Raw genomic sequence first — 21,663 nt, 5'->3', positions numbered from 1 at the left:
CCCGGCGAGCCGGCCGCGCGGTCAGCCGGTGACCACCTCGTTCTTCGCGAGGCTCTCCGTGCGCGCGGTGACCGTGCTGCGCAGGGACTTCACCGTGCTGGTGACCCCTGACGCGTCGGCACCCGCCTTCTTGGCCTGTGCGCCGAGGGTGTCGAGGGCTTCCAGTGCGTACCCGGAGCCGTAGAACTGCTCGTACAGCTTCTTGTACGCCTGGTGATAGACGGTGTCGAAGGCGTCCGTCTCCAGGAAGCGTTCCTTGAGGATGTTGCCGCCCATGCCGCCGCCGCGACCCTGGCCGCTGTCCCCGGCCTGGCCGTCCTGCGGCGGACCGCCGTTCTGGTTCTGGCCGTTCGGCATGCCCTGCTGCGTTTCGTCGCCCATGCCCTGTGGTGCTCCTCCTCCGCCACCGCCTCCCATGCTGACGCTGTCGTCGGGCCCGGTGTCGGTGCTGCCGCTGAACGTGAGGTTGAAGTCCCAGCCCAGGACGGAGAACTTCCCGGTGTCCAGGTCGTACCAGAGGACGTAGTTGTTGCCCGGCCCGGCCATGTCGTCGAAGTTCATGATCAGGTTCTGGGTGGCCACGTACTCCGCGAACGAGTCGACGTCGACGTACTGGTCGAGTTCCTCCGCGAACTCGGTGTCCGAGGCCTCGTTCGTCCACCTGAGCAGCCTCATCACCGGTGAGAGGTCCTGACTGCCCTTGAGGTTCAGCTGTTTGAAGGACTTCTCGTAGTCGGTGGGGTCGTCCCCGACGTAGTCGAAGCTGCCGCCGGCCCGGGCCTTGTAGGCCACGCCGGTGGAGGGGAGCTTCGCGTCGACGTAGTCCTTGCTGGGGTTCTCGACCATCAGGCGGGTCACCGCGGAACGGTTGTTGACCTGTACCGAGGTGAAGGCGTAGTCCTCGGCGGCCTGGCCCGACTTCTTCATCAGCGAGAGCGCGAGGGCCTCGTTCACCGGGAGGGCCTCGTCCACGCCGGGGCGCAGGGAGATCTCGCGGTGCCCCTCGTAGGCCCGGCCCTCGACGTACTCGTCGATGCTGATGAGCCAGGGCAACTCCTCCGGCTTGGAGGCGGAGAGGTCGTACTGCGTCATGCCGCCGCCGGCACCTCCCATGCCGCCGCCCTGGGGTTGCTGCCGGCCGTCGGCGGTCTGGCCGCCCTCGGCTTGGCCGCCGTTCTGCTGCTGACCGTCGTTCTGCTGCGGGCCGCCCTCGGGCATCCCGCCCTGCTGCATGCCTTCTCCGGCGGCACCGGCGGCACCACCGCCGGGGCCGGCACCCCGACCGCCGCCGCGCAGGCTCTGGAGTGTGGAGTTCCCCTTGAGGCGGATGCCGACGTCGTTGAGGTAGACGCCGTCGATGGTGAGGTCGGCCTCGATGTACTCCTTCTCGCCGTCCTCCTGGTACTTCGCCATCATGTCGTCGTAGTCGGTCTGGTCGTACTCGAGGACGATCGAGTGTGCCGTCGAGGTGTCGAAGGGGTCGACGGTCCCGGTGACGTTCTCGACGATCTCGTCCGCGTCGGCGCGCGAGGCGCTGGTCACGAAGGGGGTGACACGGACGTCGCCCAGGGCGATCAGCAGGACGGAGAGCCCCACCACGGCGAGCGCGGCCGGCTTCCAGTGGTGGCGGAGCCGCAGCGGCAGGCGATGCACCAGCCGTCGGCGCGGACCGGCCATCACAGGTCCGTCTGGTCGTAACCGGTGAGCACGGTCACGCGCTGTCCCATGGTGCGTTCCTGGAGGGAGGCGACCAGTTCGCCGGGCTCGTGGCCCTTCTTGATGCGGACGGTGTAGAAGACCTCCGTGAGCGTGCCGCCGCGGATCGATTCCGTGCTCACCAGCTCGAACTCGTCGGTCAGACGCAGCAGGACGTCCTGGATGGCGTGGGTGTGGTCCTCACCCGCCGGCACCTGCACCTTGACGACCTGGCGCTGGACGTTGAGGGCGAACCAGTTGAACTTGTGCATGCACACGATGACGAGGGCGATCACCACGCCGCCCACGGCCGCGAGGGTGTAGAAGCGGGCACCGCACGCCATGCCGATGGCCATCACCAGGAACACGAACCCGACGTCGCGGGTCTCCTTGACCGCGTTCCGGAATCGGACCACCGACAACGCGCCCACCAGGGAGAACGCACGTGCCAGATTGGAGCCGACCACCAGCATGATCAGTGCGACGACCATGCCGACGACGACGAGCGTCTGCACGTACGACTGGCTGTACGAGACGTTCTTGTGGGTGGACCGGTAGACGAAACCGATCAGGGAGGAGAGGACGAAGGACAGCGTCATGGCGAGGACGATGTCGGTGACGCTGAACGTGCCGCTCAGGTCCTGCAGATCGAGGTTCACGGGTGGAACGCCTCCGTGGTGCGCTGGATGGTGGGGGATGTGGGGTGGACCGCGCTGTCGTACGCCGCGGTGAGGACGGGGGCCGGCGGAAGGTCCTCCTCCCGTACGTGGAAGACGGATCGGGGGGCCAGGCCGAACGCCTCGATGCTCTGGACGTACTTGGACACCCGGATCAGGTTCAGATTGCGCTTGGCGGCCAGGTCGGTGATCCAGTACGGGGCGCGCTCGTTCACCTTGATCTCCATGACCGACATGTGCGGCGGGATCGTGAAGCGGTTCTCCGGGGTGGGTGTGCCGAAGTGGAAGTCGCGGTCGCGTCCGCGGATGCGCCGGTCGAAGGTGACGCGCAGCCCGGTGTCCTGGTCACGGCCGACCAGGGCCTCGCGCTGGTATCCGGTGATGGCCGTGGGCCGGAGGTTCAGCCGGACGACCAGTTCGAGGACCTCGTGGACGAACGCCTCCTCCTTCGGGGTGTGTTCGATCAGCTCGCGCTCGTCGCACAGTTGCCGGGCCGTGGCGTACGGCAGGGTGATCCGGCGTTTCTGGGTGACCCGGTTGACCCGCTGCTTGATCTCCACGCAGACGGGGGACTCGTCGGTGACGCCGTCGAGGTCTCCGTAGTGCCGGATCCGCAGCTTGCGCCGGAATTTGAGGCCCTCGATCTTCTCCCAGTAGAAGCGGAGCTGGGGGGTGTCGTAGTAGAGGCTCCACACGCCGTAGCCGCCGACGGGACTGTGCAGGTCCCTGTCCATGCGTTCGGCCAACTCGTCGCGTATCCGGGCCGCTTGTTCCACGGGGACCAGGTACTTGAGTTCGTACCGGTTGAACGCGTGGAGTCTGCTCGCGACCCGCAGCGCACCCCCGTCCGCGACCGTGGGCGGCGCCGCCCCCGTCGTCCCCGGCCCTGCCTCCCGCGTGGTCCGCCCCGCGGACGGACGTGTGCGTTTCAGCCAACCAGCCATCGCTCCCTCTCAGTCTCCGAGCTCCGGTCAACAGCCTTGAGGTAGGAGATTGGTAAGAGATGAGAGGCTTCTTATACGAGCCTCTGAACGGAGTGAGTATTCGACGTTAATTCCAGGTGAACCACCTTGAGTGGGGGCGGAGTCGACCAGATCCGACAGAGCGGATCAGACCACCGAGCGCCGTGGACCAGGTCCATGGCGAGTACATCTCCGGCTCCTGGTCCGGGGTCAGGGCCGTGGGGCCGTAGCTCCAGTCCACGTGCCGGCCCAGCACCCAGCCGTCCTCGACGGCCATGACGGCGCCCTGCGCCATGTACTGCAACGGGGGGTGGGCCGAGTCGCCGAGGAGGGCGATACGCCCGGTGACCCACGTCATCAGCGGCTCGCGGTCGAACATCCGCCACCAGCGGTCCCGCCACATCAGCGGCAGACCCTTCTGGACCTGGTCGCAGGTGCCCTCGAAGGCGTGGTCGAGTTCGTCCGGCGTGCCCCAGTCCCCCTGGCCGGCCAGGGCCTTCGGCGAGCGGAACACCGCGACCTGGTTGAACATCCGGCCGCCGCGCAGCGGGAACTGGACGAAGTGGCAGCGCGGGCCGACGTACAGGACGCGTCCGCGCACCGGCGTCGATGTCGGCGAGGCGCTGCTCCGGCGAGCTGTACATCGGGGTGGGCTCACCGGTGCGCGCCCAGTGCAGAAGGTTGCGCAGGGCCAGGGCGCTGGCGGCCATGTGCGCCACGACGTGCTTACGGCTCCAGCCGGGCAGGAGCGAAGGCTCGCCGTACGACGTCTCGTCCAGCTCGGCTACGGCCTTGCGGCACAGGTCGGTGCCCTCGGCCACCCAGGCCAGTGTGGTGTGCAGGGTTCTCATCGCCTTCCCTCGGAGACGACACGGTTCTCCAGACGGCCCAGGCCCTCGATCTCGGTGACGACGGTGTCGCCCTCCCGCAGGAACAGCTGCGGTGTGCGGGCGTGGCCGACACCGCCGGGTGTGCCGGTGGCGGCACGCACCCCACCGCCTCCTCCACGACCTCGACCTCGACCTGCCCGACCGCACCGACCCGGCCGCGCTTCCGACCGTCCTCGCCACCAGCCGCAAGGACGTCTCCCTCGCCGCTTCCGCCCGCTCGGCGCCCACCCCGTTCGCCTCACGCAACGCCGAGAACGGCGAACTGCTCTCCGTCCAGGACGGAGAGCAGGACTACGTCACCGACTTCGGCACCCCGCGCGCCGCACCCGGCGACTTCATCTCATGTGCGGCACCGCGGTACCGCTGCCGAACGTCCGGGCCGTGGACGGCGGCAACCGCATCTCCGGGCGAACGGCGTGGAACTCCGGTCGCGACCCGAGCGGTCGGAGCTGCGCGATCGCGCCGCGACCAAGCTCAAGGCGGCCTTCATCACGGACCTGTGCCGCGACTCGGTGCTCGACATCGACACCGCCTCGGAGACGATCAGGCGCTTCACCCTGGACCTCCCCGTTGCCGATCGGCTGTCGTGACCTCACACCTCACCTGCCGCTCCAGGTCCGGGCGGCGGGCCGGACGGGCGATTCCGGTGGCGCGAGTCGTCCGGCTGGGGCTGTCTGTACGGGGGCGGTGCAGAGAGAGTGAGGGAGCATGAGGCAGACGAACGAGCGCCTCGGGACACCGCGGGCCGCCGGGATCGCCGGAGTCGTGTTCGCGGTGCTGATGGCCATCGCGATCGTCCTGGTGCGCGTCGCCCTTCCGGAGGGGGGCGACGCGGCCGACATCGACCTCGACGCGGGGCAGCGGCGTGCGGTGCGGACCGCGCTGGAGGTGCTGCCGTTCGCGGGGATCGCGTTCCTCTGGTTCATGGGCGCGCTGCGCGAGCAGGCCGGTGAGGGAGAGGACCGGTTCGTGTCCACCGTGTTCCTGGGCAGCGGGCTGGTCTTCGTCGCCACCTTGTTCGGCAGTGCCGCGGCGGCGGGCACCGTGCTCGGCGGGGACCAGGATCATTCGTCGTTCGGCCGCCAATTCGCCTACGCCCTGCTGAGCACGTACGCGATGCGCATGGCGGCGGTGTTCGTCTTCACGGCCTCGGCGATCGGCCGCCGCCTCGGTGTTTTCCCGCGGCCGCTCATCGTCCTCGGCTACCTCGCCGGGCTGACGCTGCTGCTGGTGGGCTCGGACGTGCCCTGGTCCGAGCTGGTCTTCCCGGGCTGGGCGCTGGTCGTCAGCCTGTACATCCTCCGGGGTCGGCGTCCCGCCGGCGCGGGGCCCGGTTCGGCTGCCTGAGCCGGTCGGGGCGCGGCGCTCACTCCAATGGGCCCCTCCTCGTCGCCGCTTCGCCGCAGGGCACCGAGGATGGTCACAGGGGGACCGGGCCACCGGAGAGGACCAATCCCTTGGTGAGGCTTGTCGTCGACCTGAACCGCTGTCAGGGCTACGCGCAGTGTGCGTTCCTCGCTCCCGAGGTCTTCGCCATGCACGGCGAGGAGGGGTTGCTGTACGCCCCCGAGCCCGACGAGTCACAGCGCGAGAAACTTGCCCAGGCCGCCGCGGCCTGCCCCGTCCAGGCCATCCTCGTGGATGCGGTGGACGTACCCGTGGGCGCGGTGGACATCCCGGCCGAGGCGGTGTCCGGTGAACGGTGACGGATCCCTGGACCGGTTCAGACGTGAGGGGCGCGTGGTCGTCGTAGGCGCCTCGATGGCGGGTCTGCGCGCCGCGGAGACCCTGCGTGAGAAGGGCTTCGCCGGATCCCTGACGATGATCGGCGACGAACCCCACGAGCCGTACGACCGTCCCCCGCTGTCCAAGCAGGTGCTGCTGGGCATGGCCGAGGCGGACCGCACCGCACTGCCCAGGCGCCGGACCCTCGACGCGACTTGGCGGCTCGGGGTGGCGGCGACCGGCCTGGACATGGCCGCCAGACGGGTGAAGCTGTCCGACGGCGACGAGGTGCCGTACGACCGGCTGCTGATCGCGACCGGGGTGCGGGCGCGTCCCTGGCCGCACGAGGCCGAGGCGGAACTCGACGGGGTCTTCGTGCTGCGGACCCGCGACGACAGTGCCGGGCTGGCGCGGCGGCTGGAGGAGAGGCCCCGGCGGGTTCTCGTCATCGGGGCCGGATTCACCGGCTCGGAGATCGCGTCCGCCTGCCGCGAGCGCGGTCTCGCCGTCACCGTCGCCGAGCGTGGCGCCGCGCCCCTGGTCGGCGCTCTCGGCGGGGTGGTCGGCGCGGTCGCCGCCGAGCTCCAGCGCGCGCACGGCGTGGACCTGCGGTGCGGGGTCATGGTGACCGCTCTGGAGGGTGATGCCGCGGGGCGGGTGCGCGCCGCGCATCTGTCCGACGGCTCCACCGTGGACACCGATGTGGTGGTCGTGTCGCTCGGCGCCACCCGCAACACCGACTGGCTCGCCGGGTCCGGGCTCGGGGCCGGTCCTCGGGGCATCGCGTGCGACGCCGGCTGCCGTGCCTTCGACATCCGCGGCATCGTGACCGACGACGTCTACGCGGCGGGCGACGTCGCCCGCTGCCCGCACCCCCTGTTCGGATACCAGTTCCTGTCGCTGGAGCACTGGGGCAACGCCGTCTCCCAGGCCGAGGTCGCCGCGCACAACATGCTCAGCGAGAGCACCGCCCGTATCCCCCACATGGAGGTGCCGTCGTTCTGGTCCTCGCAGTTCGGCGTCAACATCAAGTCGGTGGGCGTGCCGGTGCTGGGGACGGAGATCGTCGTCCTTCAGGGCACGCTCGACGACCACCGGTTCGTCGGCGTCTACGGGTACCAGGGGCGCGTGATCGGCGCGGTCGCCTTCGACCACGCCCGGTGGCTGCCGTTCTACCAGGAGCTGATCGAGACCGGGGCACCGTTCCCCCCGCTGTTCGCCACGGTCGACGGGCGATCGGACGGCCGGCGTCCGATGGACGCGGACTTCCCCGACCCGTCGGTCCCCACCCACGGCCCCACCGTGACCTTGAGCGGATATTCGCCGGCCGACCGCCGCCTGACGTTCACGCCCGCGCACTGACCCGTACGGCCACGAGGACCAGCCATGACGCAATCACTGCTGCACCAGATCCTGGACTACGCCAACCGCGCGAATCCGTACCCCGTCTACGAGGAGCTGCGCAAGACGCCGGTTCATCACGAGGAGGACGGGCCGTACGTCGTCAGCACCTACCACGAGATCCGCAGCCTGCTGCACGATCCCCGGATCAGCTCCGACGTCCGCAATCTGGCGCCGACCGGTCACGACCCGCTGGCCGAGCCCGCCCAGGAGGAGCAGAGCGCGCTGCCGCCCGGCTTCCTGCGGCTCGATCCGCCGGAGCACGACCGGCTGCGGCGCATGACGAACCGGCCCTTCGGCCCGCCGCATTCCCCGCACCGGGTCGACGGGATGCGCAAGGAGCTGCGCGACATCGTCTCCGGCCTCATCGACGGCATCGGCGACGCCGGACGGTTCGACCTGGTGGACGAGTTCTCCTACCCCTTCCCGGTGACGGTGATCTGCCGGCTGCTCGGGGTGCCCCGCGAGGACGAGGCGCGCTTCCACGGCTGGGCGGACGTCATCGCCGCGAGCCTGGACCCCGATCCGGACGCTGATCCCACCGAGCGGGGCAAGGCCTCGCACGAGGCGCGGATGCAGCTCGGCATGTATCTGGCCGGCCTGATCGAGGAGCGCCGCAAGAACCCCGGCCACGACATGCTCTCCGAGCTGGCGACGGCCAAGGGCCCGGACGGCGCCATGACCACGATGGAACTGCTCAGCACGGCCGCGCTGCTGCTGATCGCGGGCCACGAGACCACCGTCAACCTGGTCACGAACGGGATGCTGACCCTGCTGCGCAACCCCGACGTCCTGCAGCGGCTGCGTGCGGAACCGCGGCTCGCCGTGCCCATCGTCGAGGAGCTGCTGCGCTTCGAGCCGCCCGTGCAGCTGGTGCCCCAGCGCACCCCCCTCACGGACATCGAGGTCCGCGGCGTCACCATCCCCAAGGGTGCCTCCCTGTGGCTGGTGCTGGCCTCCGGCAACCGCGACCCGCAGCGCTTCGACGACCCGGACCGCTTCGACCCGGACCGCCGGGACATCCAGCACCTCGGCCTGGGCAGCGGCATCCACAGCTGTTTCGGCGCGCCGCTCGCCCGGCTGGAGGCCCAGCTGGCCCTGTCGGAACTGGCCCGCCGGCTGGACAACCCACGGCTCCTCGAGGACCCGCCCCCGTACCGGCAGAACGCCGTCCTGCGCGGACCGCGTCACCTGCCCATCACCTGCGACGGGATTCGCCCCTGAGCCCCACTCCCTGGAAGGCCGCGGAGGCTGGTGGCTGACGAAGTGTCGGTCCTCGCCCGCCGCCGACGCTTCTCACGTCACCCGGCACGCCACCCGGGACGTCAGGCGGGGGCCTGCGGCGGTGCCGTGGTGCCTCTCACCTCGAGGGAAGGGGTGGCCAGGTCGATCGTGGCGGGGCGGTCGGGCTCGGCGATGCGGTCTAGGAGGCGCTGGGCGGCGCGGCGGCCCATGTCGTGGCTCGCACTGTCCACGGTGGTGAGCCAGAGGTGCCGCAACTGGGAGAGGTACGTGTTGTCGTAGCCGACCAGGGACAGGTCCCGGGGGACCACGAGCCCGGTCTCCTCGGCGGCCGAGAGGGCGCCGACGCAGGTCATGTCGTTGACGGCGAAGACGGCGGTCGGGCGCTGGGGGCGGCTGAGGAGCCGGACGGTGGCCCGGTAGCCGCCTTCCTCGGTGAGGTCGCCCTGTTCCACCACGGCCGTGCCGGCCAGGCCGTGTTCGCGCATGGTGGTCTCGAAGCTGCGGCGGCGCAGTTCACCGACGGCGCCCTGGCCGGCGATGTGGGCGATGTGGCGGTGGCCGAGGCCGATGAGGTGCTCGGTGGCCAGGCGGGCGCCGTGTTCGTCGTCGTTGGCGACGATGTCCACGGCGGGCAGGACGGGCTCCCGGGTGCCCACGACTACGGTGGGCACCCGGTCGGCCGCGGTCCGCAGCACCCCGGGATCCTGGAGGGTGCCGACGGCGATGAGACCGTCGACCCGCAGCTCGGTGAAGGTGCGGGTGAGGTCCTCGCCGAGACGCCGGTTGAGATGGCCGTCGGCCAGCAGCATGCGCAGACCGCTGTCGTACAGCCGCGAGTTCAGTCCGTCGAGCAGTTCCACGAACCAGGGGTTGCGCATGTCGTTCAGCAGCACCCCCACCGTGCGGGTACGGCGCTCGCTGAGGCTGCGCGCCGCGGCGTTGGGCCGGTAGCCGAGCTCCTCGACGGCGGCGAGAACGGCCTGGCGCTTGTCCGGGCGGACGCCGTCCGCGCCGCGCAGCACCAGCGAGACCAGCGACTTCGACACGCCGGCCCGCGCGGCGACATCGCGGATGGTCGGGGTCCTCATGGTGTGGACCGTTCCATACCCGCTCTGCCTTTGTAAAGACCTTGACACCTGTACCCATGGCCCCCATGGTGAGCTCACCGGATTATGGAACGGTCCAAAGAAGGGCAGCCCAATGGTGAGTACGCTCGGCGTCGCGGTCGTGGGGTTCGGCTGGATGGGACGGGTGCACACCCAGGCGTACCAGCGGGTCGCGCACCACTTTCCGCAGCTGTCCGTGCGCCCCGAGCTGGTGACGGTCGCCGAGGAGGTGCCCGGACGGGCCGAGGAGGCCGCCGCGCAGTTCGGCTTCGCGTCGACGACCCGCGACTGGCGCGAGGTGGCGAAGGATCCGCGGGTCCAGGCGGTCAGCATCACCGCGCCGAACTTCCTGCACCGTGAGATCGGCGTCGCGATGGCCGAGGCCGGCAAGCACATCTGGATCGAGAAGCCGGTGGGCCTGACCGCCGAGGACGCCCGCGCGGTCGCCGACGCCGTCGCCAGGTCCGGTGTCCGGGGCACGGTCGGCTTCAACTACCGCAACGCCCCGGCCGTGGCGTACGCCCGCGAACTGATCGCCTCGGGCGGGATCGGCGCCGTCACCCATGTCCGGATCCGTCTCTTCAGCGACTACGCGGCGCATCCCGAGGGCGCGCTGACCTGGCGGTACGAGCGTGAGCGGGGCGGCAGCGGGGTGCTGGGCGACCTGGCCTCGCACGGCGTCGACATGGCCCGGTTCCTGCTGGGCGACATCACCTCGCTGGCCGCCGACACGGCCGTCTTCATCCCGGAGCGGGCCCGCCCCACCGGCGCCACGGCCGGCCACACCCGGGCCACCGGCGGCGCACTCGGCCCGGTCGAGAACGAGGACTACGTCAACTGCCTGCTCCGCTTCGCCTCCGGCGCCCGCGGCGTCCTGGAGGCCTGCCGGGTCTCGGTCGGCGAGCAGAACAACTACGGCTTCGAGGTGCACGGCACCAAGGGCGCCGTCTTCTGGGACTACCGCCGCATGGGCGAGATCGCCGTCAGCCGCGGCACCGCCTACCAGGACCAGCCCGTCAGCACGGTCTTCGTCGGCCCCGGCCACGGTGAGTACGCCGCCTTCCAGCCAGGCGCCGCCAACGCCATGGGCTACGACGACCTCAAGGTCATCGAGGCTCACAACTTCCTCCGCTCCATCACCGACGGCACCGCGCACGGACCGACCCTGGAGGACGCCGTGCACAGCGCCGCCGCCCTGGACGCCATGAGCCGCTCCGTCGAGCAGGGCGCGTGGGTGAGCCTGGCATGAGGACGGTACGGATCGGAGTGATCGGCGCCGGCAACATGGGCCACGACGCCCTGTACTTCGAGGCGGCGGAGACGGCCCGGTGCATCACCGTCGGCCGCCTCCAGTCCCCGCTCCGGCCTCTGGACGACTCGCTCACCACCCTGCGGGCGATGGACGGGATCCGCCGCCGGTACGGCATCTCCTTCCCCGCACTCCCGGTCTGAGTGCGGGCAGGGGCTGCCCGCACTCGGACCGGGACGACCGCTGTCAGCAGGTACGGCCGGTGTAGTAGGCACCGTCGATCTTGCTCGCGGAGCCGAGCCAGGACGTGCCGGGTCCGACACACCGCTCGTAGTCGGGCGCCCAGGCGACCTCCACCTTGATCACGACCCGGGAGCCGTCGGAGGTGCAGTGGTTGTAGTACGCGTCGGAGCTGGTCTCGTAGAAGCCGCACGGGTCGGCGGCCACCGGGCCCGCGGCGGCGGTCATCGCGCCCAGCGACGTGAGCGCGAGGGCGGCGACACCGAGAGTCCCGGCCATCAGACGACGAACACGCAAAGTGAAACTCCTTGCCAGTCAAGGACCAGAAGCCGGAGACCCCGGCTCCGCTGGTCGTTCGGATGCCCGCCAAGGATCGTGGCCCCGTCCCCGGCCCATGATCGAAACGCCGGGTCATTCACCCAGTGGATCGTTTTGCCGCTACGGCATTGGAGTGATTCCGGGTGTGCGAGCGGCGGCGTCAGCCGAGCTCGACCTCGAGGACCCGGTCCGCGTTCTTGCCGGCCTTGTCGGTGGTGATCCACAGCTTGTTCCGGCCGGGCACCTTCTCGGCGAGGCGCATCCGGCCGTAGGTGTTGACGTAGTACGCGACCGGCGTGCCGACGGTCGTGCCGGTGACCGGGATCCGCCACAGCCGCTGGCCGCGCAGGGCGGCGACGTACAGCGCGCCGTCGGTGTAGGTGAGGCCGCTCGGCACGCCCTCGGCGGGGCGCCACTGGTGCTTGGGGTTGGTCATGCCGGCGACCGCGCAGGCCCCCTCGCAGACGGGCCAGCCGTAGTTCTTGCCCGGCTGGACGAGGTTGACCTCGTCGTAGGCGTCCTGGCCGATCTCGGTCTCCCACAGGCGCCCCTGGTCGTCCCAGGTGAGGCCCTGCGGGTTGCGGTGCCCGTAGGAGTAGACGAGCGTGCCGAACGGGTTCCCCGGCGCCGGCTCCCCGTCCGGGGTCATGCGCAGGATCTTGCCGTTGAGGGAGTCCTTGTCCTGGGCGTCGTCGGGCGCGTTCGCGTCGCCGGCGGTGGCGTACAGGTAGCCGTCGGGGCCGAACTTGATGCGGCCGCCGTTCCTGCCGTGCGACCGGATGCCGGAGACGAGCACCTCGTACCCGCCGAGCGTGGTGCCGTCGTACGTCATCCGCGCGATCCGGTTGCCCTCCGCGGCCGCATGGTAGACGTAGACATAGTGGTCCTGGCTCCAGTCGGGTGACACGGCGATGCTGCGCAGTCCGCTCTCCGGCTGCGTGTTCACGGTGTGCGGCACGGCTCCCACCTTGGTCCTCACGCCGGACGGGGTGAGCCGGAAGATCTCGAAGGAGTCGCGCTCACTGATCAGCGCGGAGCCGTCGGGCAACCAGCTCAGTCCCCAGGGGAAGTTCCACCCCGAGGAGAGGGTCCTGATGTTCGACGGAACCCCGGCTGCCGGCCCGGACGGCACCGGGGCCGCATGGCCGCTCGCGGCCTGCGGAACCAGCAGTCCGGCCACCACGGCCACGGCGGCCACGCCCCGGGCCACGGCTCTTCGGTGCAGCTTGACGGTGTACACAGGCGCATCCTCCTGGAGATACGGCGACGACGTGTGCGCAAGAAGCTGCAGCAAATGTGACGAGAAAAGTCGCCGTAAGTGAGGAAGCGTCAGCGCGCTTCGTTCGAGGGGCGGGGAAGATTCACTCCTCGGGTCTACAGGTCGAAATCCACGTGTTCGACGTCGGTGAACTCCACGAGCAGGCCGTGGGCGCGGCGGCCGCGGTCGCGGAAGTACACCTCGCCCAGGCCCTCGGCTGCGATCTCGCGCAGTTGCTGCTCGGTGGCGCCGTCCTGCTGGGCCTCGAAGAGACGGGCGGCGTACTGCGGCGGGAGCGCGACGGTGAGGTGGCGCAGTCGTGCGTCGTCGGTGGTGCCGGGGGCGGCGGTGTAGCCGAACCGGGCGCGGGTGTCGATGACGATGCCGGTGGCGGTGGCCGCGGACTGCCGGGCCCTGGCGCGGATCTGGGGCTGCCAGCGTCGGCGGACCTCGCGTTCCAGACGTGCCGCGAGGTCCTTGCGGGGGGTGCGGATCTGGTTGTTGACGTAGCGTTCGACGGTGCGCTGGGTGATGCCGAGCAGGTCGGCTACCGCCCTGGTGCCCTTGTGCTGTCTGACCAGGTAGCGCATCTGCGCGCCGGCGCTCCTGGGGATGGGGCGGGTGAACGCCTTCTCCAGTGCGTGGTCGAGGCCGTCGGCGACGGTGTCCATGGGCGCTGGTCCTCTACTCTCCGTCGTCCGCGACGGTGACCTGGCCGGTCTTGATGTAGCGGGCCAGGTTCAGGTTCTCGCCGTACTTCTCGCGGACTTCCTCCGCCCACAGCGTGGTCTGGGTGCCCTCGTGCTTGACCATGCCGGGTGAGACCCCGAGCCGGAAGCTGCCGGGGACCGTCCGGTCGTCGGTGTCGTAGGGCAGGACGTCGAGCGGGGAGGGTCCGTCGGCGGCGTAGACGGCGCAGTCCGACAGGACCGCCACCGGGTAGCGGCCGGTGGCCGCGGCGAGGGCGACCATCTTGCGGTGCATGTTGACGCGGGCCCGGGAGATGACGGCGGCGCGGATGTCGGGGCGCCAGGTCGGCCGGGCGAGGGCCGGCCAGGCCTGGCCGGGTTTCCAGCCGCCGCCGTGTGCCCGCTCGCGGAGTTTGCCGATGCCGCCCTTGACGGTGGACTTGATCGCGTCCAGGACGATCGCCGTGTGCGGGTCGCGCTGCTTGTGGCCGTCCATCGCCGCGAGGAACTCGCCCGGAGGCAGCTTGTCGGGCACACCCAGGTCCCGCATGGTGTCGACGTAGGCGTTGCGCAGCCGCTCGTACCAGGGGTTGAGGTACTTGCCCTGGTCGGGGCGCACCCAGGCCTCCAGCGGTGCGACGTCGTAGCCGAGTTCCACGGCGTACGCCACGGTCGGCGTCGCGTACCAGGCCGGGCCGGTGGGGCGCTCGCCGGTCGGGGTGAACGGGCTGGGCAGCAACTCGCCCCGGAGTTGCCGCCACTGCTTGCCGACGAGGACGCGGGAGAGGTCGACGTGGGAGAGGTCGACGAGCCACGCCCCGGGCCGCGCCGGGTCGAACTCGGGGTTCGTGACGTGCGCGGGTGGCGTCGCGAGGCCCACGACCGCGCCGTTCGCGGCCGCGCCGAAGGCGAGGTTGACGTCGATGCCCACCAAGTAGCGCTGCATGCACTCGGGATCGGTGAGTTCCCGCGCCCAGTCGTAGGCCTCCTCGCAGAGCATCTCCGCCGGGCCGCGCTGGTGGAAGCGGGGCAGGCCGGCGAGGAGCGGGTGGCCGTCGGGGGCCTCGCAGGGCGCGCAGGTGACGGCGTCCTCGCCCAGCGATCCGGGCCGGTGCTCCTTGTGCCGCCGGCCCGTCTCGTCCGGGGCGCTCGCGCGGGTGGGCGGGTTGAGCGCGGTCATCAGCTCCAGGCCGGTGACGGCGGCGGAGCCGCGCGGGGTCATCACCCGCGTCGCGTAGGTGCCCAGCAGCCAGGCCAGCCGCGCGGGCGGCAGCTGAGCGGCCTCACCCCAGGTGCGCTGGTCGAGCGCGCCCCAGGACGGGACGCACAGTTGCACGCACTGCCGCTGATGGCCGCGGGCGGGGCGGTAGATCCGCGCCCACGGCCCCAGACCACGCCGCGTCAGCCGCCATTCGGCGCGGTCGAGCTGGGCGAGTGCCTTGTGGCCGTCCGTGAGCCGGCCGGCGAGCCGCTCCGACGGCGACAACGTCACCGGCAGCCCGTACCGCTGCAGCGCGCTCTCCGTGAGCACGAGCAGCGGGTCGGCGTCCTTGCCCGAGGCATGCAGCTTCGGCGCCCCGAGGCCGGCCTCCTGCAGCGTCCACTCCACCAGCGCGGGCAGCGACCTGGCGGGCACGTCCAGGACGAGACCGCCGGTGCAGTACGCCACGGTCTGCCCGTCGGCCTCGGTGTCGACGACGGCGAGCGGACCGTTCCCGAACCGCGGATCGGCCCCGGCCGAAGCGGTGCCCCTGCGCGGCGCGGACTTCTTCGCGACCGGACGCCTTGGCGGGGACGACGGCTGTGGCGGTGACATCGGTGGGGGCGGCGCCGCGGCGGAGGCGGGAGCGGGGGCGGAGGCCGCCGCCCGGGCAGGGCGCGGAGCGGACTGCTTCGACACGGGCGTGGCCTGCGGGGCGGAGGCTGCCGAGGCAGTCGAGGCCGTGGAGGCGGAGGCGTGCGGAGGCTGGGCCGCCGACGGCCCCGGCACGATGGGCCGCGCGGGCACCGCAGGAGACGCGGGCACCGCAGGAGACGCGGGCACCGCAGGAGACGCGGGCACCGCAGGAGACGCGGGCACCGCAGGGGGCGCGGGCACCGCAGGGGGCGCGGAGGTCTCCGGAGGCGTGGGCACCGCAGGGGGCGCGGGCACCGCAGGGGGCGCGGAGGTCTCCGGAGGCGTGGGCTTCTCAGGTACCGGTGTGGGGTCGCCGGGCGTCGTGGTGTCGGCGGGGTACAGCTGTGCGAGTCCGGCCAGCAGCCGGGCGTATGCCTCTCGTTCCGGGGGCCTGGGCTCGGTCCTGCCCGACTCCCAGCCGCTCACCGTCGCACGCCGCACCTGCAGCGCGCCGGCCACCTCGTCCAGGGTCAGCCCGTGGGCATGACGCAGCCGCTTGCGCTCCGGCGGCGCGGGCAGCGGGGAACGGGACGCGATCAGCGCGTCGACCGCATTGAACAGCTCCGACATCCGAAACCTCCCAACCCCCAGACCGTATCGCGAAGCGCACGTTTCACGTACCGAACGCGTACGGAGCACGCACGTGCGGCCGTCAGTGACCTGACGTGCGTCGCCACGGGTCGGCCTGGTGGGCCAAGGCGCGGGCTTTGTGGCGCAGTGCGGGTGGGAGGCGGTGGAGGGCGGTTCGGGCCGCGCGGCGGACGGGGGCCGCGGACGCGGTGCGCAGGAGGATCTGGTGGGCGACGGTCGTGCCGGCCGGTGAGCCCACGGCGAGGCGCAGTTGGTTGTCGCGGGCGGTCCAGCCGGGGATGACCAGGCGGGGTGGGGTGCCCACGGTGGCCGGGGTGAGCCGGGGGTGGGAGTCGGGGCGGGTGAGACGGATGCGGCGGCCGATGCCCAGGAGTTGGGCGTCGGCCCAGAGCTGGTGGGTGCCGGGCGGCATGGGGTGGCCGCCGGTGAGGGTCAGGGGGTCGATGACCGTCACGCCGGAGACGAGGACGTGGTGCCGGCCGGCGCCCAGGGGTTCCGTGCGGGGGCGCAGTTCGGTGTGGGGGAACCACCAGTGGTCGCGGGTGGTGTCGTGGACGAGGAGTTCTCCTCGGGCGTAGGCGAGGGGGTGGGGGGCCTCCCAGCCTTCGGCGCCCTTGATGCCGTCGAGGAGTTCGGGGTCGAGGAGCAGTCGGCCGTAGCGTTCGTGGAGGGTGAGGGGTTCGCCGTCGGGGCGGAGCATGCCGATCGTGGTCGTGACGTGGAGCCTGCCGTCGGTCCAGCGGATGTCGTCGATGGTGAGGCGGGGCTTGACGTGCTGGGTCCGCCGGGCCAGTTCGACGAGGGAGTCGAGGAGTCCCTCCTCCAGCAGGGTCGCCCTCAGCCTCGTGATCGCCGGGAGTCCGTGCCGTACGCCCCGCGGGTAGGCGTCGAGGGCCATCCGGCGCACGACGTCGAAGTAGCGTTCGAGCTCCTTGCCGGTGCGCCGGAGGACTCGGGGCTCGCTGACCGGGCGCAGGAGTTCGACGCGGTAGGAGCGACGCAGCAGGTGGTCCTGGAGGGGGCCCGGCTCCGTGCCCTCCTTGATGCTCTCCACGACCGTGCGCAGGTGGGCGTAGTACTCCTCGGGGGCGGCGGGCCGGTTGCTGGTGTTGCCTCCGTCGTCGCGGCGGTTCCACAGGTAGCAGGGGTAGTCGCCGAGGATGGAGACCGTTTTGGCGCGTACGTACGCCCGGGCCATGAACACCTGGTCCTCGAGGCGTACGGGGCCCTCGGGGAACTGGATGCCGTGGTCGAGGAGGAAGGCGCGGCGGAACATCTTGTGCGGGGTGAGACTCTCGAAGAGGGGGGTGTCCGCGGCCGTGCAGCGCTCGACGGTGTGTCTGAAGATGTTGTGGGGCCCCTGCATGGTGCCGGCCACCTTGCCCAGGACGATGTCGGAGGCGTTGCGGTCGGCGAGAGCGTGGAGGCGTTCCAGCGCCTCCGGGGTCAGTTCGTCGTCCTGGTCGACGAACTGGACGTAGGCGCCGCGGGCGTGACGGACACCGACGTTGCGGGGCTTGCCGGGCCAGCCGGAGTTCTCCTGGCGGAAGACGCGCACGTGCGGGTGGCGGGCGGCCAGCCGCACCAACCGCTCGCCGGAGCCGTCGGTCGAGCCGTCGTCGACGTAGATGACCTCGTACGACTCCCGGCCGATGCTCTGCTGGAGCAGCGAGGGTGAGCAGAGCTCGATGTAGCGGCCCGCGTTGTAGACGGGCACCACGACACTTACTTTCAGCACGAATCCCCCAGGCGGTTGCCGACGCGCCCGAATCCCGAGTTCGGTCACCACGCTAGGGGGAGACGCCCGCAAGCGCCCGGTACGGACGGTCCGGGTGGTCCAAGTGGGGGGGTGGGGCCCGACTCGACCCCACGGCGCGCACTCAGCTCGTCCATATGTTTCTCATGGGAAACCGAGAGAGGGTCGGTTCATGTCTGGCGTCTGCGGTACCCGCGACGGCACGGTTCGTGTGCTGATCGTCGATGATGAACCCGAGCTCACCGAGCTGCTCTCGGCGGCCGTGACCGAGGCGGGGTGGCATTCCTTCGCGGCGGAGGACGGGCGCGGCGCGCTGCGTCTCGCGCGTGACTGCGCGCCGGACGTCGTGGTCCTCGACGGGATGCTGCCGGACGTCGACGGGGTGCAGGTGCTGCGGCGGCTGCGGAGCGAGAACTCGCGGCTGCCCGTGCTGATGCTCACGGCCCGGGACGCGCTGGAGCACCGGCTCGACGGGCTGTCGGCCGGTGCGGACGACTACGTCACCAAGCCGTTCTCCCTGGAGGAGGTCATGCTGCGGCTGCGCGGGCTGCTGCGGCGTACGGGAACCGCCGATGCGGGCGAGCGGGGCAGCGTGCGGGTGCTGGGGGACCTGGTCCTGGCCGAGAGCACGCGTGAGGTGCAGCGCGCGGGCACGCCGATCCCGCTGACGACCAAGGAGTTCGACCTTCTGCGGTTCCTGATGAACCATCCGCACCAGGTGCTCAGCAAGGCGCAGATCCTCGACCACGTGTGGAACGCCTCGTTCGACGGCGAGGGAAACCTCGTGGAGGTCTACATCCACGGTCTGCGCGCGAAGATCGACAAGGGGCGGGCTCCCATGATCCGTACGGTGCGTGGTGTGGGGTACGCGATCAGAGCCGCGGACGGGTGGACGTGACCGCACCGACGGGCGGCGGTCTCGGGTGGCGTTCCCTGAGGGTCCGTCTGGTCCTCTTCGTCTCCGTGACCCTGGTCGTGGTGTGTACGGCGATGGCGCTCACCACGGTGTTCGTCCAGCGGGTGTATCTGCTGGGCGATCTGGACCAGCGGGTCACCGATGCCGCGGAGCGCAGTCAGGGCGGTCTGCAGCGCCGGACGGGCGGTGCGACGGATCTGGGCTTCCTCAACGAGCGGGGTCAGCCGACCGGGACGCTGGCGGCCCGCTTCGCCGACGGAGAGATCATCGCCGCGGAGGTGGTGACGGCGGACGGACATCAGCAGACGCTCACCGCCGCCCAGCGCGCCGCTCTGGAGGGGATCACCGCCGACGGGTCGCTGCACACCCGTACGATCCCCGGCCTCGGCACCTACCGGGTGACCGCCCTCGGCGGTGACGGGGTGCCCGTGCTCGCCGGGCTGCCGATGGCCGACGTCCAGCGGGTGATCGACCGTCTGGTCGTCGTGGAGACGGTGATCGCCGGCGGCGGCCTGGCCGCCGCCGCCTGCGCCTCCGCGGTGGTCATACGGCGGCAGCTGCGCCCCCTCGGCCGGGTCGCCGCCACCGCCGCCGAGGTGGCCCGGGTGCCGCTGGACCGGGGCGAGGTCGCCGCACTCGCCCGCGTCGAGACGCGGGACACCGATCCGGGCACGGAGGCCGGTCAGGTCGGCGCCGTGCTCAACCGGCTCATCGACCACGTCGAGTCGTCGCTCGCCGAACGCCGGCGCACCGAGCAGCGCATGCGCCGGTTCCTCGCCGACGCCAGCCACGAACTGCGCACCCCGCTGGCGTCGATCGCCGGCTATGCCGAGTACATGAACGGTGGCGACCGGTCCCCGGCCGGCGGTGACCGGACCATCGAACCGGAGCTCGCCTGGCACCGCGTCTCCGCCCAGTCGGCGCGGATGACCGACCTCGTCGAGGATCTTCTGCTGCTGGCCCGCCTCGACGAGGGGCGGCCCCTGGAGCTCGCCGAGGTGAACCTCGCGACGCTGGTGGCCGAGGCGGTCTGGGACGCGCAGGCCGCGGGCGGCGGGCACGACTGGCAGCTGGCCCTGCGTCTCGACGGCCCGGTGTCGGTCGTCGCCGACCCGTCCCGGCTCCATCAGGTGGTGGCCAACCTGTTGGCCAACGCCCGGGTGCACACCCCCGAGGGTACGAAGATCACGGTCGTCGTGGAGACCGTGGAGACCGTGGCGGACGCTGGTGCCGCGGCCGGCCCGCGGTGTGTGATCCGCATTCGCGACAACGGTCCGGGCATCCCGCCCGGCCTCCTCCCCACGATCTTCGAACGCTTCACCCGGGCCGACGCCTCCCGCTCCCGCACGGCCGGCAAGGAGGGCGGTTCGGGTCTGGGGCTGGCCATCGTCGCGGCTCTCGTGGAGGCGCACGGAGGCCGCATCGGCGTCGAGAGCGAGCCCGGGCGCACCGAGTTCACGGTGACGCTCCCCCTCGGCCGCTGACCCGGCCGACCCTCTCTCCGAACTCTAAGCACTCTCACAGAACCGCAGCTCAGGGAGCCCGCATCCGGTGTCCGGGCACCTTCTGCGACGTACGGATCGCCGCCCCTTAAGGCGTGGCTAAGTTCGCTGATCAAGAGTGATCACCGGGCGGCCGTCCGACGTGGATGTGCCCATGACGAAGGGAATCAGCGACGATGACCGAGCTCGACACCGGTGAGCCGACGGCCGGGAAGCCGCAGTCCGAGGCCGGCAGCGGTGCCCATGCGAGCCGCCGCAACTTCATGCGGAAGGTCTTCTTCGCCAGCGGCGCCACGGCCGTCGTGACCATGGGCGGTGCCGGAGCGTGGGCCGCGATGGCGGACGACACCACCGGGACGGCCGACGCCTCCGCCTCGGCCGTCCCGAGCGGCGCGCCCAGCGGCGGGCCGGGGGGCGGTGCCGGCGGTCCCGGCAACCAGTCGATCACCGAGGACTTCTTCGGCCTCACCACCGACGGCAAGCGGATCGACGACCTGTTCACGATCCACTCCACGGGCGTGGCCACCGCCCCGGTGATCTCCGCCGCGAACGCCTTCCTGGCCGGGCTGAGCGACGACCAGAAGACCTCGACGCAGTTCACGGTGCACTCCACCGAGTGGCGGCTGTGGAGCAACGTCGACTCCTACGACCGCCAGGGCGTCTCCCTCGCCGACCTGAGCGACGATCAGAAGGCCCTGGGCACCGCCCTGTTGAAGGCGGCGCTGAGCGCGGACGGTCTGGAGACCACGGAGAAGATCCGCCGCATCAACCAGGCGGCGGGTGAGGCGATCGACAACACCACTTCCTTCAACGAGGACGCCTACTACTGGACGGTCATGGGCACCCCGTCCGCGACCGAGCCCTGGGGCTTCCAGTTCGACGGCCACCACCTGGTCATCAACTACTTCGTGCTCGGCGAGCAGGTCGTCATGAGCCCCTGCTTCTGGGGTTCGGAGCCGACCTCGATGGAGATCGACGGCGAGACCGTGACGGTCTGTCACGAGGAGGTCGTCGCGGGGCTCGCCTTCATCAACTCCCTGACGGAGGCGCAGCAGGCCGTCGCCATCGAGTCGAGCACCAAGTCGAACGAGTCCATGAAAGCGGGCGCGTTCTCCGACAACGCCGTCCAGGAGTACACGGGCATCCGCGGCAACGCGCTGACCGCCGCCCAGAAGACGAAGCTGCTCGGCATCGTCCAGGCCTTCACCGGCCGCGCCAAGGCCGACGTGGCGAAGGTGAAGCTGGCCGAGGTCCGCAAGCACCTCAACGACACCTATGTCACCTGGGCCGGCGGCACCGGCGACGACGACGCCTTCTACGTCCGCGTCCACAGTCCCGTCGTATGGATCGAGGTCGACTGCCAGGCGCCGGGTCCGCTCGCCGGGGCCTATGGCGCCAGCCAGGGCAGCGGTGCCACCCAGAAGCACGTCCACTCGATCGTCCGCACCCCCAACGGCAACGACTACGGCAAGGAACTCCTGCGCCAGCACTACCTGACGTCCCCGCACCACCAGTGACCGGGACCGTGTGACCACCGGGCCGGGGC

20 protein-coding genes and 2 pseudogenes are annotated in these 21,663 nt (G+C 71.1%); 10 read left to right on the top strand and 12 right to left on the bottom strand.

Annotated elements, in window-relative coordinates; genetic code table 11:
- Positions 1–21: 21 nt before the first annotated feature.
- The 6 genes and pseudogenes from ACIRF9_RS20900 to ACIRF9_RS20875 all read right to left on the bottom strand — a co-directional run bounded on the left by ACIRF9_RS20900 (position 22) and on the right by ACIRF9_RS20875 (position 4,325).
- The gene (locus tag ACIRF9_RS20900; protein ID WP_403824078.1) at positions 22–1,677 is read right to left on the bottom strand and encodes a CotH kinase family protein; all 1,656 of its coding nucleotides are present in this window, start codon (positions 1,675–1,677) and stop codon (positions 22–24) included.
- Positions 1,677–2,354, bottom strand: a complete 678-nt coding sequence (locus ACIRF9_RS20895; RefSeq protein ID WP_403824075.1) for a DUF4956 domain-containing protein — start codon at positions 2,352–2,354, stop codon at positions 1,677–1,679. Before ACIRF9_RS20895 ends, ACIRF9_RS20900 begins: the two co-directional genes overlap by 1 nt.
- Positions 2,351–3,316, bottom strand: coding sequence for a polyphosphate polymerase domain-containing protein (locus tag ACIRF9_RS20890; protein WP_403824072.1), 966 nt, complete (start codon positions 3,314–3,316; stop codon positions 2,351–2,353). The genes ACIRF9_RS20895 and ACIRF9_RS20890 overlap by 4 nt, the downstream gene beginning before the upstream one ends.
- A 106-nt stretch (positions 3,317–3,422) precedes the next feature.
- Positions 3,423–3,923: pseudogene (locus ACIRF9_RS20885) on the bottom strand (3-hydroxybenzoate 6-hydroxylase); the annotation flags it as partial.
- A 49-nt stretch (positions 3,924–3,972) separates the two neighbouring features.
- Positions 3,973–4,185, bottom strand: a pseudogene (locus ACIRF9_RS20880) (maleylpyruvate isomerase N-terminal domain-containing protein); the annotation flags it as partial.
- Positions 4,182–4,325: a fumarylacetoacetate hydrolase family protein gene (locus tag ACIRF9_RS20875; RefSeq protein ID WP_403824069.1), complete on the bottom strand. Its 144-nt coding sequence runs from the start codon at positions 4,323–4,325 to the stop codon at positions 4,182–4,184. The gene ACIRF9_RS20875 and the pseudogene ACIRF9_RS20880, both read right to left, overlap by 4 nt.
- A gap of 315 nt (positions 4,326–4,640) precedes the next feature.
- Here ACIRF9_RS20875 and ACIRF9_RS20870 point away from each other — a divergent pair, with 315 nt between their 5' ends.
- The 5 genes from ACIRF9_RS20870 to ACIRF9_RS20850 all read left to right on the top strand — a co-directional run bounded on the left by ACIRF9_RS20870 (position 4,641) and on the right by ACIRF9_RS20850 (position 8,574).
- Positions 4,641–4,814 (top strand): hypothetical protein, encoded by a 174-nt coding sequence (locus tag ACIRF9_RS20870; protein WP_403824067.1) that lies wholly within the window; start codon positions 4,641–4,643, stop codon positions 4,812–4,814.
- 118 nt (positions 4,815–4,932) lie between these two features.
- Positions 4,933–5,571 carry a hypothetical protein gene (locus ACIRF9_RS20865; RefSeq protein ID WP_403824064.1) on the top strand — a complete coding sequence of 213 codons (639 nt, stop codon included), beginning with the start codon at positions 4,933–4,935 and terminating at the stop codon, positions 5,569–5,571.
- Positions 5,572–5,684: 113 nt separating this feature from the next.
- The gene (locus ACIRF9_RS20860) at positions 5,685–5,930 is read left to right on the top strand and encodes a ferredoxin (protein ID WP_403824624.1); all 246 of its coding nucleotides are present in this window, start codon (positions 5,685–5,687) and stop codon (positions 5,928–5,930) included.
- On the top strand, positions 5,920–7,311 hold the full coding sequence (locus ACIRF9_RS20855; protein WP_403824061.1) for an NAD(P)/FAD-dependent oxidoreductase: 1,392 nt from the start codon (positions 5,920–5,922) through the stop codon (positions 7,309–7,311). Before ACIRF9_RS20860 ends, ACIRF9_RS20855 begins: the two co-directional genes overlap by 11 nt.
- A 24-nt stretch (positions 7,312–7,335) precedes the next feature.
- The gene (locus ACIRF9_RS20850) at positions 7,336–8,574 is read left to right on the top strand and encodes a cytochrome P450 (protein ID WP_403824059.1); all 1,239 of its coding nucleotides are present in this window, start codon (positions 7,336–7,338) and stop codon (positions 8,572–8,574) included.
- Positions 8,575–8,675: 101 nt separating this feature from the next.
- Here ACIRF9_RS20850 and ACIRF9_RS20845 read toward each other — a convergent pair whose 3' ends face one another.
- Complete coding sequence (locus tag ACIRF9_RS20845) at positions 8,676–9,683, bottom strand: LacI family DNA-binding transcriptional regulator (RefSeq protein WP_403824056.1); 1,008 nt, start codon at positions 9,681–9,683, stop codon at positions 8,676–8,678.
- Positions 9,684–9,795: 112 nt separating this feature from the next.
- Here ACIRF9_RS20845 and ACIRF9_RS20840 point away from each other — a divergent pair, with 112 nt between their 5' ends.
- Both ACIRF9_RS20840 and ACIRF9_RS20835 read left to right on the top strand, forming a co-directional pair.
- Positions 9,796–10,950 carry a Gfo/Idh/MocA family protein gene (locus tag ACIRF9_RS20840; RefSeq protein WP_403824053.1) on the top strand — a complete coding sequence of 385 codons (1,155 nt, stop codon included), beginning with the start codon at positions 9,796–9,798 and terminating at the stop codon, positions 10,948–10,950.
- Positions 10,947–11,153 carry a hypothetical protein gene (locus tag ACIRF9_RS20835; RefSeq protein WP_403824052.1) on the top strand — a complete coding sequence of 69 codons (207 nt, stop codon included), beginning with the start codon at positions 10,947–10,949 and terminating at the stop codon, positions 11,151–11,153. The genes ACIRF9_RS20840 and ACIRF9_RS20835 overlap by 4 nt, the downstream gene beginning before the upstream one ends.
- A gap of 43 nt (positions 11,154–11,196) precedes the next feature.
- Here the strand turns inward: ACIRF9_RS20835 and ACIRF9_RS20830 are convergent, their stop codons facing one another.
- From ACIRF9_RS20830 to ACIRF9_RS20810, 5 genes are all read right to left on the bottom strand, one after another.
- Complete coding sequence (locus ACIRF9_RS20830) at positions 11,197–11,469, bottom strand: DUF6355 family natural product biosynthesis protein (protein WP_403824621.1); 273 nt, start codon at positions 11,467–11,469, stop codon at positions 11,197–11,199.
- A 199-nt stretch (positions 11,470–11,668) separates the two neighbouring features.
- A complete protein-coding gene (locus ACIRF9_RS20825) occupies positions 11,669–12,748 on the bottom strand; it encodes a PQQ-dependent sugar dehydrogenase (protein ID WP_403824050.1) in 1,080 nt (359 codons plus the stop codon).
- A 134-nt stretch (positions 12,749–12,882) separates the two neighbouring features.
- On the bottom strand, positions 12,883–13,437 hold the full coding sequence (tpg, locus tag ACIRF9_RS20820) for a telomere-protecting terminal protein Tpg (protein ID WP_403824047.1): 555 nt from the start codon (positions 13,435–13,437) through the stop codon (positions 12,883–12,885).
- 13 nt (positions 13,438–13,450) lie between these two features.
- Positions 13,451–15,922, bottom strand: a complete 2,472-nt coding sequence (gene tap, locus ACIRF9_RS20815; protein ID WP_403824045.1) for a telomere-associated protein Tap — start codon at positions 15,920–15,922, stop codon at positions 13,451–13,453.
- A gap of 82 nt (positions 15,923–16,004) precedes the next feature.
- The gene (locus tag ACIRF9_RS20810) at positions 16,005–17,681 is read right to left on the bottom strand and encodes a glycosyltransferase (RefSeq protein ID WP_403824042.1); all 1,677 of its coding nucleotides are present in this window, start codon (positions 17,679–17,681) and stop codon (positions 16,005–16,007) included.
- Between the two features lie 190 nt (positions 17,682–17,871).
- On the opposite strand from ACIRF9_RS20810, the gene ACIRF9_RS20805 reads away from it, so the two are divergent.
- The 3 genes from ACIRF9_RS20805 (at position 17,872) to ACIRF9_RS20795 (ending at position 21,634) form a co-directional block, all read left to right on the top strand.
- The gene (locus tag ACIRF9_RS20805) at positions 17,872–18,597 is read left to right on the top strand and encodes a response regulator transcription factor (protein WP_403824039.1); all 726 of its coding nucleotides are present in this window, start codon (positions 17,872–17,874) and stop codon (positions 18,595–18,597) included.
- Complete coding sequence (locus ACIRF9_RS20800) at positions 18,588–20,099, top strand: sensor histidine kinase (RefSeq protein ID WP_403824036.1); 1,512 nt, start codon at positions 18,588–18,590, stop codon at positions 20,097–20,099. The genes ACIRF9_RS20805 and ACIRF9_RS20800 overlap by 10 nt, the downstream gene beginning before the upstream one ends.
- Positions 20,100–20,293: 194 nt before the next feature.
- A complete protein-coding gene (locus ACIRF9_RS20795; RefSeq protein ID WP_403824034.1) occupies positions 20,294–21,634 on the top strand; it encodes a DUF3500 domain-containing protein in 1,341 nt (446 codons plus the stop codon).
- Positions 21,635–21,663: the final 29 nt, after the last annotated feature.

Source organism: Streptomyces sp. NPDC096132 (genome assembly GCF_044763345.1).
Classification (GTDB): domain Bacteria; phylum Actinomycetota; class Actinomycetes; order Streptomycetales; family Streptomycetaceae; genus Streptomyces.
Note: the sequence above shows the minus strand (reverse complement) of the source record. Positions and strands in the feature narration are given on the sequence as shown.

Coding starts and splice junctions, on each gene's coding strand:
- ACIRF9_RS20845 (WP_403824056.1), bottom strand. CDS start 9,683: ATGAGGACCCCGACCATCCGCGATGTCGCCGCGCGGGCCGGCGTGTCG.
- ACIRF9_RS20795 (WP_403824034.1), top strand. CDS start 20,294: ATGACCGAGCTCGACACCGGTGAGCCGACGGCCGGGAAGCCGCAGTCC.
- ACIRF9_RS20865 (WP_403824064.1), top strand. CDS start 4,933: ATGAGGCAGACGAACGAGCGCCTCGGGACACCGCGGGCCGCCGGGATC.
- ACIRF9_RS20890 (WP_403824072.1), bottom strand. CDS start 3,316: ATGGCTGGTTGGCTGAAACGCACACGTCCGTCCGCGGGGCGGACCACG.
- tap (WP_403824045.1), bottom strand. CDS start 15,922: ATGTCGGAGCTGTTCAATGCGGTCGACGCGCTGATCGCGTCCCGTTCC.
- ACIRF9_RS20850 (WP_403824059.1), top strand. CDS start 7,336: ATGACGCAATCACTGCTGCACCAGATCCTGGACTACGCCAACCGCGCG.
- ACIRF9_RS20830 (WP_403824621.1), bottom strand. CDS start 11,469: ATGGCCGGGACTCTCGGTGTCGCCGCCCTCGCGCTCACGTCGCTGGGC.
- tpg (WP_403824047.1), bottom strand. CDS start 13,437: ATGGACACCGTCGCCGACGGCCTCGACCACGCACTGGAGAAGGCGTTC.
- ACIRF9_RS20840 (WP_403824053.1), top strand. CDS start 9,796: ATGGTGAGTACGCTCGGCGTCGCGGTCGTGGGGTTCGGCTGGATGGGA.
- ACIRF9_RS20835 (WP_403824052.1), top strand. CDS start 10,947: ATGAGGACGGTACGGATCGGAGTGATCGGCGCCGGCAACATGGGCCAC.
- ACIRF9_RS20900 (WP_403824078.1), bottom strand. CDS start 1,677: ATGGCCGGTCCGCGCCGACGGCTGGTGCATCGCCTGCCGCTGCGGCTC.
- ACIRF9_RS20805 (WP_403824039.1), top strand. CDS start 17,872: ATGTCTGGCGTCTGCGGTACCCGCGACGGCACGGTTCGTGTGCTGATC.